At 68.3% G+C, this 13,270-nt stretch carries 13 protein-coding genes; 10 read left to right on the top strand and 3 right to left on the bottom strand.

Features of this window, described 5'->3' with window-relative positions:
• The first annotated feature begins 118 nt into the window (after window positions 1-118).
• Window positions 119-511, top strand: coding sequence for a RidA family protein (locus AC3DET_RS02050; RefSeq protein ID WP_488390570.1), 393 nt, complete (start codon window positions 119-121; stop codon window positions 509-511).
• A 143-nt stretch (window positions 512-654) separates the two neighbouring features.
• Here the strand turns inward: AC3DET_RS02050 and AC3DET_RS02045 are convergent, their stop codons facing one another.
• Complete coding sequence (locus AC3DET_RS02045) at window positions 655-1,308, bottom strand: hydrolase (RefSeq protein ID WP_488390569.1); 654 nt, start codon at window positions 1,306-1,308, stop codon at window positions 655-657.
• A gap of 164 nt (window positions 1,309-1,472) precedes the next feature.
• Between AC3DET_RS02045 and AC3DET_RS02040 the strand changes: the two genes are divergently transcribed.
• The 5 genes from AC3DET_RS02040 (at window position 1,473) to AC3DET_RS02020 (ending at window position 6,342) form a co-directional block, all read left to right on the top strand.
• On the top strand, window positions 1,473-2,390 hold the full coding sequence (locus AC3DET_RS02040) for a LysR family transcriptional regulator (RefSeq protein WP_488390568.1): 918 nt from the start codon (window positions 1,473-1,475) through the stop codon (window positions 2,388-2,390).
• Window positions 2,391-2,538: 148 nt separating this feature from the next.
• Window positions 2,539-3,663 (top strand): peptidoglycan DD-metalloendopeptidase family protein, encoded by a 1,125-nt coding sequence (locus AC3DET_RS02035; protein WP_488390567.1) that lies wholly within the window; start codon window positions 2,539-2,541, stop codon window positions 3,661-3,663.
• A gap of 167 nt (window positions 3,664-3,830) precedes the next feature.
• Window positions 3,831-5,027, top strand: a complete 1,197-nt coding sequence (locus AC3DET_RS02030; RefSeq protein ID WP_488390566.1) for a serine hydrolase domain-containing protein — start codon at window positions 3,831-3,833, stop codon at window positions 5,025-5,027.
• Between the two features lie 71 nt (window positions 5,028-5,098).
• Complete coding sequence (locus tag AC3DET_RS02025; protein WP_488390565.1) at window positions 5,099-5,986, top strand: alpha/beta hydrolase; 888 nt, start codon at window positions 5,099-5,101, stop codon at window positions 5,984-5,986.
• 101 nt (window positions 5,987-6,087) lie between these two features.
• Window positions 6,088-6,342 carry a hypothetical protein gene (locus tag AC3DET_RS02020; RefSeq protein ID WP_488390564.1) on the top strand — a complete coding sequence of 85 codons (255 nt, stop codon included), beginning with the start codon at window positions 6,088-6,090 and terminating at the stop codon, window positions 6,340-6,342.
• Window positions 6,343-6,348: 6 nt separating this feature from the next.
• Here AC3DET_RS02020 and AC3DET_RS02015 read toward each other — a convergent pair whose 3' ends face one another.
• Window positions 6,349-6,978, bottom strand: coding sequence for a hypothetical protein (locus AC3DET_RS02015; RefSeq protein ID WP_488390563.1), 630 nt, complete (start codon window positions 6,976-6,978; stop codon window positions 6,349-6,351).
• Window positions 6,979-7,102: 124 nt separating this feature from the next.
• Between AC3DET_RS02015 and AC3DET_RS02010 the strand changes: the two genes are divergently transcribed.
• Window positions 7,103-7,630: a GNAT family N-acetyltransferase gene (locus AC3DET_RS02010; RefSeq protein WP_488390562.1), complete on the top strand. Its 528-nt coding sequence runs from the start codon at window positions 7,103-7,105 to the stop codon at window positions 7,628-7,630.
• 199 nt (window positions 7,631-7,829) lie between these two features.
• Here the strand turns inward: AC3DET_RS02010 and AC3DET_RS02005 are convergent, their stop codons facing one another.
• Window positions 7,830-9,893: a 3-hydroxyacyl-CoA dehydrogenase NAD-binding domain-containing protein gene (locus AC3DET_RS02005; protein WP_488390561.1), complete on the bottom strand. Its 2,064-nt coding sequence runs from the start codon at window positions 9,891-9,893 to the stop codon at window positions 7,830-7,832.
• Between the two features lie 239 nt (window positions 9,894-10,132).
• On the opposite strand from AC3DET_RS02005, the gene rpoE reads away from it, so the two are divergent.
• From rpoE to AC3DET_RS01990, 3 genes are all read left to right on the top strand, one after another.
• Window positions 10,133-10,753, top strand: a complete 621-nt coding sequence (gene rpoE / locus AC3DET_RS02000) for an RNA polymerase sigma factor RpoE (protein ID WP_488390560.1) — start codon at window positions 10,133-10,135, stop codon at window positions 10,751-10,753.
• Window positions 10,750-11,658: a sigma-E factor negative regulatory protein gene (locus tag AC3DET_RS01995; protein WP_488390559.1), complete on the top strand. Its 909-nt coding sequence runs from the start codon at window positions 10,750-10,752 to the stop codon at window positions 11,656-11,658. The genes rpoE and AC3DET_RS01995 overlap by 4 nt, the downstream gene beginning before the upstream one ends.
• Before the next feature lie 71 nt (window positions 11,659-11,729).
• Complete coding sequence (locus AC3DET_RS01990) at window positions 11,730-13,229, top strand: Do family serine endopeptidase (RefSeq protein WP_446537344.1); 1,500 nt, start codon at window positions 11,730-11,732, stop codon at window positions 13,227-13,229.
• Window positions 13,230-13,270: the final 41 nt, after the last annotated feature.

Here is a 13,270-nt window from a genome sequence, read left to right as displayed (position 1 = left end):
AACGGGATTGTTTGGATTCTACAAACAGTGATCCCCGGGCCGGCGTGTTTATCGCGCGGACGCGGCTGCCTAGAGTGGCTCCCACGCGCCGGAATCGCCGGCTCCCAGGAGATATCCCATGAGTCCCCGTGATGCTGTTTTCCCCGCCGGCCGGCATGCGCTGTACGCAACCCACCGCTATTCCGCCGCGATCAGGTCGGATGACCTGCTGTTCGTGTCCGGTCAGGTCGGCAGCCGCGACGACGGTTCGCCCGCGCCGGATTTCGAGGCCCAGGTCCGCCTGGCGTTCGCCAATCTGGAAGCGACCCTGCGTGCGGCCGGATGCGGATTCGACGATATCGTCGACGTCACCACCTTCCATACCGATCCCGCACGCCAGTTCGACACGGTCCTGGCCGTGAAGGACGAGATCTTTCCGCAAGCGCCCTATCCGGCCTGGACCGCGATCGGCGTCATCTGGCTCGCGGGCTTCGACTTCGAGATCAAGGTCATCGCGCGCATTCCGCGCTGAACATCCGCGTGGCGAAGGTCGGGCACGGCCAGGTGCTCAGGCCGCACCCGACTGGATGCGGTGTGTCGTTTCACCGGTATCTGAAAAATGTGTCGCGGGCTTTTCCCGCCGCGACGATCCGGTTCCCCGTCATCCCGCGCGGGTCAGTCTGCGCTGCGCGGCACCGGCGTGTTGAGCAGTTGCTGTTCCCACAGGTACGCGATCCCGCTGCCTGCGGCATGCTGCTTGAGCACCTCCGTCAGTTCGGCGGCGTGGTCGGTCCGAGCCCAGTCGCGCTGCCATTCGGCCGCGACTGCCAGCCAGGTCATCATGTTCGCGCCCGCCGCGATCATGCGCTGGATGGCCACCTGGTGCGCCTCGACCGACACCGCGCCGGAGGCATCGGTGATGACGGTGACATCCCAGCCTTCGCCCAGTGCCTGGAGCACCGGCATGGCGACGCAGATCTCGGTCCACAGGCCGGCGATGATGAGTTGCTTGCGGCCCGTCGCCTTGACCGCGTCCACCACCTTGCGGTCTTCCCAGGTGTTGATGAACGTCCGGTCGATCACCTCCTGGCCCGGAAACACGTCGGTGATCTGCGGAAAGATGAGGCCGCCGCGTTCGGCGATGACGCTGGTCAGGATGGTGGGCACACCGAACGCCTTGGCGGATTTCGCCAGCGCGGTGGCATTGTTGACCACCATGTGCGGGTCGTGGCTGTTGAGGTTGGCGAGCTGGTACGGCTGGTGGTCGATCAGAACGAGGACCGAGTCTTCCGGACGAAGCAGCGACGCAAGACCGTTGCGAAAAGTCATGGATACATCCTGTGGTGAGGGGAAGGTGCAGAGACGGACGCAGCGGTGGGTGCATCGTCCCGGCGAAAACCTTGTCATCCCCTTGCGCGGGGCGGTAGCGCCCGTTCGTGCCAAGCTGTGTCGCGGAATCGGGAACACGGGATTCGCGACGGCTGTGGCAGGCTATGTCGCGCATCCGGGAGACCACGTTGGATATCGAAGACCTGCGGACATTCGTGGAAGTGGCCGATGCCGGCGGCGTTTCCCCCGCTGCGCGTCGGCTCGGCGTTGCCAAGTCCATCGTCAGTCGGCGGCTGGTCCGGATCGAGGCGGAACTGGGCGTGCAACTGCTTGCACGCACCACGCGCGGCGCTGCGCTCACCGATGCCGGCACCACGTTCCGCGAACACGCCGCCCGGGCCTGCGCCGAGATCGACGCGGCCCGGGAAAGCATCCTGCCCAGCGGTGACCTGCGTGGCCGCCTGCGCATTGCGGCGCCGCTGTCCTTCGGGCCGACCCACTTCGCTTCCGTGCTCGCGGAAATGGCGCGGCGCCACCCGCAGCTGCACGTGCATACCGCCTACAGCGATCGCTTCGTCGATCTGGTCGCGGAGGGGTTCGATTGCGCGATCCGCGTGGGCTATCTGCAGGATTCCACTCTGGTCGCGCGCTGCGTGGGGCCGCTGTATGGAAAGCTCGTCGCGAGCCCGGATTATCTCGAGGCGCATGGCGCCCCCGAGGTGCCGGGTGACCTCGCCGCGCATGAAGCGCTGATGCAGGGAACCGAAGCGTGGCAGTTCATGGACGGCGACGAGGTCATCACCGTGCACCCGCGCGGGCGCTTCAAGGCCGACAACGGCACCGCGCTGATTGCCGCCGCCGTCGCGGGGCTCGGCATCGCGTGGCTTCCCGATGGCCTTACCCGCGACTACGTGGCCTCCGGCGCGCTGGTGCCGGTCATGACCCGCTATCCGCCGCCGCCGGCCGGCATCTATGTCATCCGGCCGCCCGGCCAGCATCCTTCACTCAAGGTGCGGGCGCTCACCGAGTTGCTGATCGAATGTTTCGAACAGGCGCCGCACCTGGCGGATGTCGGCGGCTGAGCCGCCCCGCGGTGGCGGCGACCACATCGAGGGCAGGGCAGCGGGCCGGGTGGCACCGTTCCATGGCACAGTGCGGCGGCCTGCGCGGGCGTGGAGCATCGAAGCCGCTGCGGCATCCGCCCACCATGTTCATCCCGGAGAATCCTGCATGCGGTTCCACCTTGGCCGTTGGTCCGTGATCGCGATGCTGGCCTGCAGTGCGCTTCCTGCGTGGGCAGCGCAACCCAGGGAGTCCTTCGGCCTGCGCGTACCCGTGGCGCCCATGGCGCGCGCGATGCAGGAAGGCCACGAACTGGTCTACGAACTGCACCTGGACAATCATGCCCGCCGCGATCTGCGACCCGTGCGCGTTGACGTACTGGATGCAGCTGATGGGCGCGTGCTGGCCGCCTACGAAGGCGCGGCGCTGGAGCAACGGCTGGACCGCTCGGGTGTGCAGTGGAAGGCCGAGACCTTCGATGCGATCCCGTCGGGGCGGCGCGGCGTGGTGTTCATCGAACTGCCATTGAAGGGCGCGTTGCCCGGCGCCTTGCGCCATCGGGTCGGCTTTGCGGATGTGGATGCCGGTGCAGGCATCGACATGATCGAAGGCGGTTCGACACCGGTGATCGAAGGCAGGACCCCGGTGCTGGCAGCGCCGCTCGACGGCGGTCCGTGGGTCGCCATCCATGATCCCCGCTGGGCGCGCGGGCATCGCCGCGTGGGCTATGCCTTCAACGGTGCCCTGCGTACCCCCGGTCGCCATGCGGCCGACTGGGTGAAGCTGGATGCATCCGGCCGCAAGGCGCCGGCGGGCAACGATCTTGCCGCACGCACCTACAGTCATGGACAGCCTGTGTATGCCGTGGCCGATGGCGTGGTGAGTCGCGCGCACGACCGGTCGCCGGAGCGCACGCGACTGTCGGACGGCATCACCGGCACCGAAGGCAACCACGTGGTCCTGCAGCTCGACAACGGCTACTACGCGCACTACGGCCACTTGCGCCCCGGCAGTGCGACGGTCACGCCGGGCTCGCGCGTCAAGGCGGGCGACAGGATCGCCGAGGTCGGGTTCAGTGGCAGCGCCTCCGCTCCGCAACTCCACTTCGCCCTCACCGACGGCCCGGATGAACTGGCCAGCGAAGGCGTCGCGTACACGTTCGCGCGCTACCGCCTGCTGGGCACGTTCGACGATGTCTCGCGGATCGGCCACGGCATGTGGACGCCCGCCAGCGCGCAGGAGGTCCGGACCTCCATGCCCGCGGGCATGAGCGTGGTGCGCTGGCCGGAATAGGGCGTGCGCATGGGGCGAGGGTGATTCGTCGGTCCCAACGTGGCTTCGTCGCATCCTGCTGGCCGGCACGGTGGTCTGCGTGCATCCTCCCGCGCTGGACAGGCGCTGGTTCCCGCCTTCGCCTGACATGGCCAACACGATATGCCGGTACCGGCAGGGGAGGACAGATGCGTTTCAGGACGTCATGGCGGGTGGCCGCAGTACTGGTCGCGATGCTGGTATCGGGCAGGGCGGGCGCCGCGGATGCGCCGGCGGGCGTGGCGGGCGACGGCATCGATGCCCGTATCCAGGCGCGCATGGCCGAGTCCGGCCTGGTGGGAGTGGGCGCGGCGGTGATCATCGACCGGAAGGTGGCGTGGTCGAAGGGCTACGGCTTCGCCGACAAGCAGCGCGGCGTGCCGTTCACGCCCGACACGGTGATGGCGATCGGCTCGATCAGCAAGACCTTCACCGGCGTGGCGATGATGCAGGCGGTGCAGGACGGCAGGCTGTCGCTGGACGAAGACATCAACCGCTATCTGCCTTTCAAGGTGGTGCATCCCGCGTTCCCGGAGGCGCGCATCACGTTGCGCCAGCTGGCCACGCACACCTCGGGCATCACGGACCGCTGGGCGGTATACGAGCGCCTGTACCACTGGGGCGGCGATGCGCCGGAAACGCTGGGTGATTTCCTGCCAGGCTATCTGAGTGCGGGCGGCAAGGACTATGCGCCGGAGAACTTCGTGCCGCACGCGCCGGGCACGCACCGCGAGTACTCCAACATCGGGGCGGCACTGGCGGGCTACATCGTGGAGCATGCGGTCGGCGAACCGCTGAACACCTATACGCGCCGCACCATCTTCGCGCCGTTGCGGATGGCCCGCAGCGGCTGGTTGCTGTCGGAGGTGCCGGCGGGTGCGCATGCCACGCTGTACGTGGCGCAGGACGGCTTCAGCATTCCCCTCCCGCCCTACGGCCTGACCACCTATCCGGATGGTGGCGTGCGGACGTCGGTGGCTGAACTGTCGCGGTTCTTCATTGCGCTGCTTGGCGGCGGCCAGTATCAGGGCGCGCGCATCCTGCAGCCTGCCTCGGCCGCGGAGATGATGAGGCTGCAGTACACCGCGGCGAACAAGCCGGACAACATCGTACTGGCGGAGAAGAACTCCGGCCTGTTCTGGGCCACCAAGTACGATGGCCGCTTCGTCGGCCACGGCGGTTCCGACCCCGGCGTGCGGACCGAGATGCTCGCCACGCCGGCGGGAGACGTGGCCGTGGTGCTGTTCACCAATACCTCGCTGGCGGAACGCGACGGCAAGGTCTACGCGGAGCTGTTCAAGGATGTCTGGGAGCACGCGCAGGCATTGAAGTCCGCGGCGAAGTAGTCCGGTCGGCCGGCAGCCGATCCTGCGAGAATGCGGCCGGGCCCGCAGTGCGCGGGCATGGGGGTGACGACATGATCCACTGCACCATGGTCATTCTTGCGTGGCTGCTGGTGGCCGCGATGCCGACGGCCCGGGCGGCACCGCCTGCGCCGACCGGCGAAGACGGCACCGCGCCGCGCGTACCGCTGGACTATCTGCCTGCGCTGAAGGGGGACTACTTTCCGCTGACGGATCGCGGATCCGGGCGCGTGCACCACGTCTATGTGCGCTATCCAGAAGGCTACGACGTGTCGGCACCGACGCGTTATCCGGTGGTGTACCTGCTGGATGGCGACAGCCTGTTCCCGTTGCTGGCGCCCACGCATCTGTTCCTGCACTACGACGAAAAACTGCCGGAGGCCATCCTAGTGGGCATCGCCTATGGCGGCTTCGACCCGGCCACCAACAAGCGCAACACCGACTTCACTGCGCCGGGCGCGGACGCCACGCCGGAGCAGGGCGGGGCGCCCGGGTTCCTGGCCTTCCTGCGCGGGCAACTGGTGCCCGAGGTGGAGCGTCGTTACGCCGTCGATCCGGCGCGACGCATCCTGGTGGGGCAGTCGCGCGCGGGCTACTTCGTGCTGTGGTCGGCACGCGAGGCGCCGGACCTGTTCTGGGGGCGCATCGCGAGCAATCCGGCGCCCGGTCCGGCGCGTGACGCGCTGTTCGCCGGGGCGCGGCCGCACGCGCGCGACGACCTGCGCGTGGCGGTGGCCAGCGGCACGCGCGACACCGTCGAACGCCGGCGGGTGGCGAGGGAGTGGGCCGATGCGTGGACGTCCCGCGCGGATGCGCCGTGGCGGGTCGGCTTCTTCGAGATCGCCGACGGTACGCATGCGGCCAGCATCGGGGAAACCTACCGGCGCGCGATGCTGTGGCTGTTCCGCGAGGGGAACGATCCGCCGGCACCCACCCGCTGAGTGTTCGCCTGAACGTAATTGCGTTCACAGAACGGTGCCGGTCGTCGGAAGAACCGCCGGCATGTCACACAACCGGCATGTGCGCCCCTTACGCTGCGGGCATGGACACGTTGGCCACCATCCGGGCCGCACTGGCCGTCGCCGGGGAACGCATCGAACGCGATGCGTTGCGCGAGGACCCGCGCGTGTTCATGGATAAGCTGTGGCGCCAGGTCTACGACGCCGCCCCCGACGATCTGCAACCCTACGTATGGGCGCGGCTGGCGGACTTCTCCACGCAACTGGGCCTGATGGGCGAACTGCCCACGCACCGCAGCCCGGTGCGGGCGCCGCCCGAGGTGTTCGTGCGGCGGTAGCGGCGCTCACTGCGCCGGCGGGTCCCAGAGGCTGTCATCCACGGGCGCCTCGGACAGTCCGCGCACCAGCGTCATCACCATCTCGTTCTCGCTGACGCCGTTCTGCCGCGCCAGCTGCTTGAACACGTCCTCGCTCATCGTGACCAGCGGGATCAGGTTGAAGTGCCAGCGGCCCTGTTCGCGCTCGAATTCGAAATCGAAGGGCATCTCGACGGTGCCGATCTTCAGCCGTGCCGCCGCGTGGTCGCCGTCCACCTGCAGGGTGCCCAGTTCGCTGCGCTCGACGCCTTCGCGGCCGATCCAGCCGCGGTCCACGGCATGCGTGAACACCGTGCGCCCATCCATCGCACGCAGGTCACGGGCCGGGACGCGGGCGCGGATGATCAGCACCTGCAGGCGCTCGGTCATCGGCAGTGCTTCCAGCTCGGTGCGTAGGGCGCTCAACGCCAGTTCGCGATAGCGCGCGTACTCGCGCAGCGTGCCGGTGGTGACCTGGTCGGCGGCGCGTTCGCCCAGCCGGGCGAGCACGGCGGACTTGTAAGCCGCGAATGCGGCGCGCACCGCGGTTTCGTCGTCGGCTGCGTGGACGCTGAAGATGGGGGCGAGCAGCAGGCACAGGAGCAGCCAGCGGGACATGCGGTACTTCCATGGCGTGGGGCGCGCCATGGTAGGCGATCAGGGGTTCGGACAACTCACATTGACCTCATCCGCTGCGCGTCTGCGTTATGCAGGGCATGGAAGCACGTACCATGCACGCTGCATGAAAACCGAAATCCGCCCCGCACGGCTGTCCGAAGCCGCTGAACTGTCCGCGATGATGCGGCGCACCTTCCTTGCCGCGAACGGCCATTGCAGCACGCCGGAAAACGTCTCGGCCTTTGTCGCGCAGGCCTATACGCCCGAGCGGCAGGCGCAGGAAATCCGCGACCCCGACACGCTCACGCTGATCGTCGAACAGGACGGCGTGTGGGCCGGCTTCGCGCAACTGCGCTGGGGCACGGTGCCGCCGGCCGAAGTGGGGCTGCGGCCGACGGTGGAACTGGCGCGCATCTACCTGGACGAAGCCTTCCACGGGCAGGGCATCGCCGCCGTGCTGGTGTCGCACCTGCTGGCGGCGGCGCGGCTGCGCGGGTCGCGATCGGTCTGGCTGACGGTCTGGCAGGAGGCCCCGCAGGCGATCCGCTTCTGGCGCAAGCATGGCTTCCAGATCGTCGGCCGCTCCCTCTTCCACGTGGGCGATGATCCCAAGGAAGACTGGGTGATGACCCAGGTGCTGCCGACGGGGTGAAGAGCCTGGCGCAGTACGCCGGGCAACGATGCGGATATCGTGAGTGCGCGATTGAAGCGTCAGCACGTCTTGCAACGCGATGCGGCCTTTTTCGAGGCGCTGCGCGGCAACGCCAACGACATGGACCCGGGCGCCGTCGCGCCCTGATAGAACCGCGATCCGCGATCCGCGCGTCACGCGACGCGCGGCATCGTCCGCATCAGACGGTGGGCGTACGCAGCACCGGGTTGTCCCAGCCGGGGCGCGGGGCGAAGCGGTCGCCGTGGCGGGCCTGCAGGGCCTTGAGCTTTTCCAGCAGCGCGTCGGGACCGACCGCCTTGACGTGTTCGATCGGGCCGCCGCGGAACGGGGCGAAGCCGGTGCCGAAGATCACGCCTGCATCGAGCAGATCGCTGTCGGCCACCACGCCATCGTGCAGGCAGGCGACGGCTTCGTTGAGCAGCGGCAGGATCAGGCGGTCCTCGAGATCATCGGGTGCCTTGTAGTCCTGCGGGACCTGCGGCTTCACGGCTTTGCCGTTCTCCCACTTGTACAGGCCCTGGCCGTCCTTCTTGCCGCGCTTGCCGGGTTCGACCGTCGCCAGCGCCGCCGGCAACGTCAGGCCGAGGAACGGCGACAGTTCCGCCCCCACGCCCTGGGCCACGTCCAGGCCGACGGTGTCGATCAGTTCGATCGGGCCCATCGGCATGCCGAACTTCACCGCGGCCTTGTCGATCACCGGGCCGGGGATGCCTTCGGCGTAGGCGGTCGCGGCTTCGAGCATGTACGGGAACAGCACGCGATTGACCAGGAAGCCCGGCGTTCCGGCGACCGGCACCGGGAACTTGTCCAGCGCCTTACAGAACGCAGCCAGACGCTTGACGTTGGCGTCGTCGAGCGCGTCGTGCTGCACGATCTCCACCAGCGGCATCAGCGCCACCGGGTTGAAGTAGTGCAGGCCTGCGAACTGCGCGGGACGCTGAATGTGCTCGCGCAGCTCGGTCAGCGGGATCGATGACGTGTTGGTGGTCAGCAGCGCATCGGCCTTCAGGCGTGGCTCGACGGTCTGGTAGAGATCGCGCTTCGCCTCGGGGTTTTCGATGATCGCTTCGATCACCAGGTCGGCCTGCGGCACGCCATCGCCGGCCAGGTCGCCTTTCAGGCGCGCAGCCACGGCGGGACGCTTGCTCTCGTCCTTCACCCTCTTCGCGAACAGGTCTTGCGCGCGCGACAGCGCACCGTCGATGAAGCGCTGCTCGCGGTCCTGCAGGGTGACGTTGAAGCCCTTGTAGGCGGACCATGCGGCGATGTCGCCGCCCATCACGCCCGCACCGACGACATGCACGTTCGCGATGCCATGGTCCTTGCCGCCGAGGCCCTTCAGGCGTTCGGTGAGGAAGAAGATGCGGATCAGGTTGCGCGCGGTCGGTGTGCCCGCGAGTTTCACCACCGCCTTGCGCTCGGCGTCCAGACGCGCCTGGATGCCCTTGCCGCCGGCGGTCTTCCACACGTTGATGAGGGCATACGGCGCGGGGTAGTGCGCCTTCGGCGCCTTGCGCGCGACCTGCTTGAGCATCTGCGGCGCCAGCAGCTGGCGGGCGGGCCAGCTGTTGCTGATCCAGCCGGTGAAGCGCTGCTTGAACGGGCGCTGCGGGCGCGAGGCGATCAATGCGATCGCGGCATCGATCAGCACGGCCGGCTCGGCGATCTTGTCGACCAGGCCCATCGCCTTCGCCGAGCTGGCCGACAGCGTGCGGCCGGTCAGCATCATGTCCATCGCCTTCGGTGATCCCACCAGGCGCGGCAGTCGCGCGCTGCCGCCCCATCCGGGGAAGATGCCCAGCTTCACTTCGGGCAGGCCGATGCGCGTGGATGGGTCGCTGCTGGCCACACGGTAGTCGCAGGCCAGCGAAATCTCGGTGCCGCCGCCCATGCAGAAGCCGTGGATGGCCGACACCGTCGGGCAGGGCAGTTCGGCCAGTTTCTGGAACACGGCCTGGCCGCGGCGGATCGCGTCGTTGACGGTGCCCTTGCGGTCGAACTCCTGGAATTCCTTCAGGTCCGCGCCGGCGATGAAACCCGATGCCTTCGCCGAACGCAGCACCACGCCTTTCGGCGGATCGATGGACAGGCGTTCGATGATGTCGGCCAGTTCGATCAGCACGTCCTGCGAGAACGCATTGACGCTGGCGCCCTGGCGGTCGAAGGCCAGCACCACGATGCCGTCCTCGCGTAGCTCGGTCTGCCAGTGACTGAATCGCAGCCCATCGAAGTTCGCGGCCATGCAGGGACCATCCGTTCACGTATGGATAAGGCCGCTATCATCCCGAGGTTGTTTCATCCCCGTCAAATCCACATATCAACGAGAACGTCGTCACGGGCGTGACCGGCGGCAGGGGGATGTTCCCGCTGCGCCGGTTAAATTCTTGATAGGGCAACGGTTTGGACAAGGCGTTGAACTTTCCTCCGCTAGCGCGGTCACAGGGCACGGCCAACGCCGAGCCGACAGGAGTGCGGCCCGGCATGGCCGAAACAGATCCAACCCAGGAGCTGGACCTCGAGCTGGTCAGGCGCGTGCAACGCGGCGACAGCGCGGCCTTCGACCTGCTGGTGCGCAAGTACCAGCATCGCGTGGTGGCGTTGATCGGGCGTTACATCCATGACTGGAGCGAGTGCCAGGACGTGGCCCAGGAGACCTTCCTGCGTGCATATCGCGCGCTGGGGAACTTCAGGGGCGATTCCCAGTTCTATACGTGGCTGCACCGTATCGCCGTGAACACCGCCAAGAATCACCTGGTCGCACACAACCGCCGCCCTCCCACGGCGGACGTGGACGCCGCCGACGCCGAGCAGTACGACATCGGCGCCCGGCTGCGCGACACCGACACGCCCGAGCGCGAGCTGATGCGCCAGGAGATGGAGGCGACGGTGATGAAGGCCGTGAACGGCCTGCCCGAGGAGCTGCGGACCGCGATCACCTTGCGCGAGGTGGAAGGTCTCAGCTACGAGGAGATCGCGCAGAAGATGGACTGCCCGATCGGCACCGTGCGTTCCCGGATCTTCCGGGCGCGCGAGGCCATCGATGAACAGCTGCGTCCCTTGCTGGACAACGACAGTGCAACCCGGGAGCGAGCCCGCTCATGACCGCCCGCAACGAGACTCCGATCATCGACAAGCTAGAAACCCATCACCGCCAGCAACTGTCCGCCCTGATGGACGGCCACCTGCCTGCGGATGAAGCGCGCTTCCTGCTGCGGCGACTGCAGCACGACCAGGACCTGGCCGGGTGCTGGGAACGCTGGCAGTTGTGCGGCGACGTGCTGCGCGGTGAAGGCCGTGCGCCGGCGCCCGCGGGCTTCGCCGAGCGCGTGGCACGGGCGATCGCGGCCGAATCCGTTCCCGCCTCCGCCGCATCGCAGATGCAGGCTCCGCGTTCGCGCAACCTGCTCGCGCGCTGGGGCGGTGGCGCGCTTGCGGCGTCGGTGGCGCTGGTCGCGTTGTTCATGGCGCGCCAGCAATCGCCGCAGGACGTGCCGGTGGGCGAGGGAACCCAAGTGGCATCCACGCAGACAACAACCCCCACCGTTCCGGCGGAGACGCCTTCAGCGCCCGCGCCGGACGCCGAGGCCTACGCGGTGGCCGCTGTCGCTGCCGTGGCCAGCGTGCCCCGCCGGCAGGACAATGCCGCCCGTCGCAGTGCCACGCGCAGCCAGCAGGCAGCGCGCAGCGCGCAGCGTGTGGCGCGCGCCGATGCCCCGGTCCGTGCGACGGGCACCGCGCAGAACGCGCCGATCGACACCGTCAGTACGCTGGTGGCGGCCGCACCGTCGCAACTCGCCGCCAATCCCTTCGCCCATCGGGCAGGCGATACCGGCAGCGTGCCGTCCCGGCCATGGCCGAGGTCCGCGTTGTCGGGGTATCCATCGGCCAATGGTGGTCTGACGACGGGGTACAGCTCCGATTCGGCCGCGCGCACCTTCTACCCGTTCGAGCCGCGCCTGCAGTCCGCGCCGCCGGTGACGCCGCCGATCGACGCGCCGCGCGAATGACCCCGGCTTCCGGTCGTCGGCCGGAGGCGAGATGAAATCCCTACCTTATTCCTGATCGAGGCATGCGTTCGATGACTCCTCACGCCCGTTCCGGCCTGTTGGCCGTGCTGATGCTCACCACCCCGCTCGCCGCTTGCGCGCAGCAGCCTGAGGCGCCTGTGCCCACGGCGGCGACGGCGCCTGTCGTTGCGCAGTCGGCAGCCCCGCAACTGGTGACCGGCCTTCCCGACTTCACCCAACTGGTGGAGCAGGTGGGGCCGGGCGTGGTGAACGTGGAGGCGACGGTGGGGTCGCGCCGCAGTGCGCAGGCCGAAGAGGCCGAGATACCCGAAATCTTCCGGCGCATGCTGCCGCCGGGCTTCCCGATGCCGGGCCCGGGCCAGCAGGGGCCGCAACGGCGCGGTACCTCGATGGGATCGGGCTTCATCATTTCAGCCGACGGCTACGTGCTGACCAATCATCATGTGGTGGATGGCGCCGACGAGGTGAAGGTCACCCTGCCGGACCGCCGCGAGCTGACCGCCAAGGTGGTCGGCAGCGACCAGCAATACGACGTGGCACTGCTGAAGGTCGAGGCCAAGGGCCTGCCGACCGTGCGCATCGGCAACTCGGCCACGCTGAAGCCGGGCCAGTGGGTGGTGGCGATCGGTTCGCCGCTGGGGCTGGATCACTCCGTCACCGCCGGCATCGTCAGCGCCGTGGGTCGCAGTGCGTCGGCCGAGCAGCGTTACGTGCCCTTCATCCAGACCGACGTGGCGATCAACCAGGGCAACTCGGGCGGCCCGCTGCTCAATACGCGCGGTGAAGTGGTCGGTATCAACTCGCAGATCTTCTCGGTGTCCGGTGGCTACATGGGTATCAGCTTCGCCATCCCGATCGACCTGGCGATGGGCGCGGTGGAGCAACTCAAGAGCACCGGCAAGGTCAGTCGCGGGCAGCTGGGCGTGCAGGTAGGCGCGGTGACTTCCGATGCCGTGAAGGGCTTCGGGCTTCCCGACAACCGGGGTGCGCTGGTCAATGACGTGGTGGGTGGCAGCCCTGCGGCGAAGGCCGGCATCGGTCCCGGAGATGTCATCCGTTCGGTCAATGGCCGCGCGATCAACGATTCGAGCGATCTGCCGCCGATCATCGGCGCGATGGCCCCCGGGACCAAGGTCACCTTGGGTGTCCTGCGCGATGGGAAGCCGCGTGATCTGACCGTGACGCTCAGCGAGCTGGACGAAGGCGAGGCGGGGGCGGGTGTCGCCCCGGCGTCGCCCGACAGGCCGGCAGCTCCGGCCGGACGCAATGCGCTCGGCATCCAGACCCAGTCGCTGGACGCGAACAGCCGCAAGCAGCTGGGTATCGAAGGCAGCGACGGCGTGCTGGTGGCGCGCGTGGACAGTGCTGCCGCCCGCGAGGCGGGCCTTGCACCGGGCATGGTGATCCTGCAGGTAGGCCGCACCAAGGTCGACAGCCCTGCGGCGCTGGACCGGGAACTGGCCGCTGCGAAGCCGGGTGACACCGTGATGTTGCTGGTGCGCCATCGCGGCGTGACCCGCTTCGTCGCCGTGACGGTGGAAAAAGGCTGAACCACGCTCGCCGTCGCTGGTGACCCCCCGTCGCCCCGCCT

Source organism: Pseudoxanthomonas sp. 97-1-1 (assembly GCF_057773125.1).
This window is presented reverse-complemented; position numbering and strand designations above follow the sequence as displayed.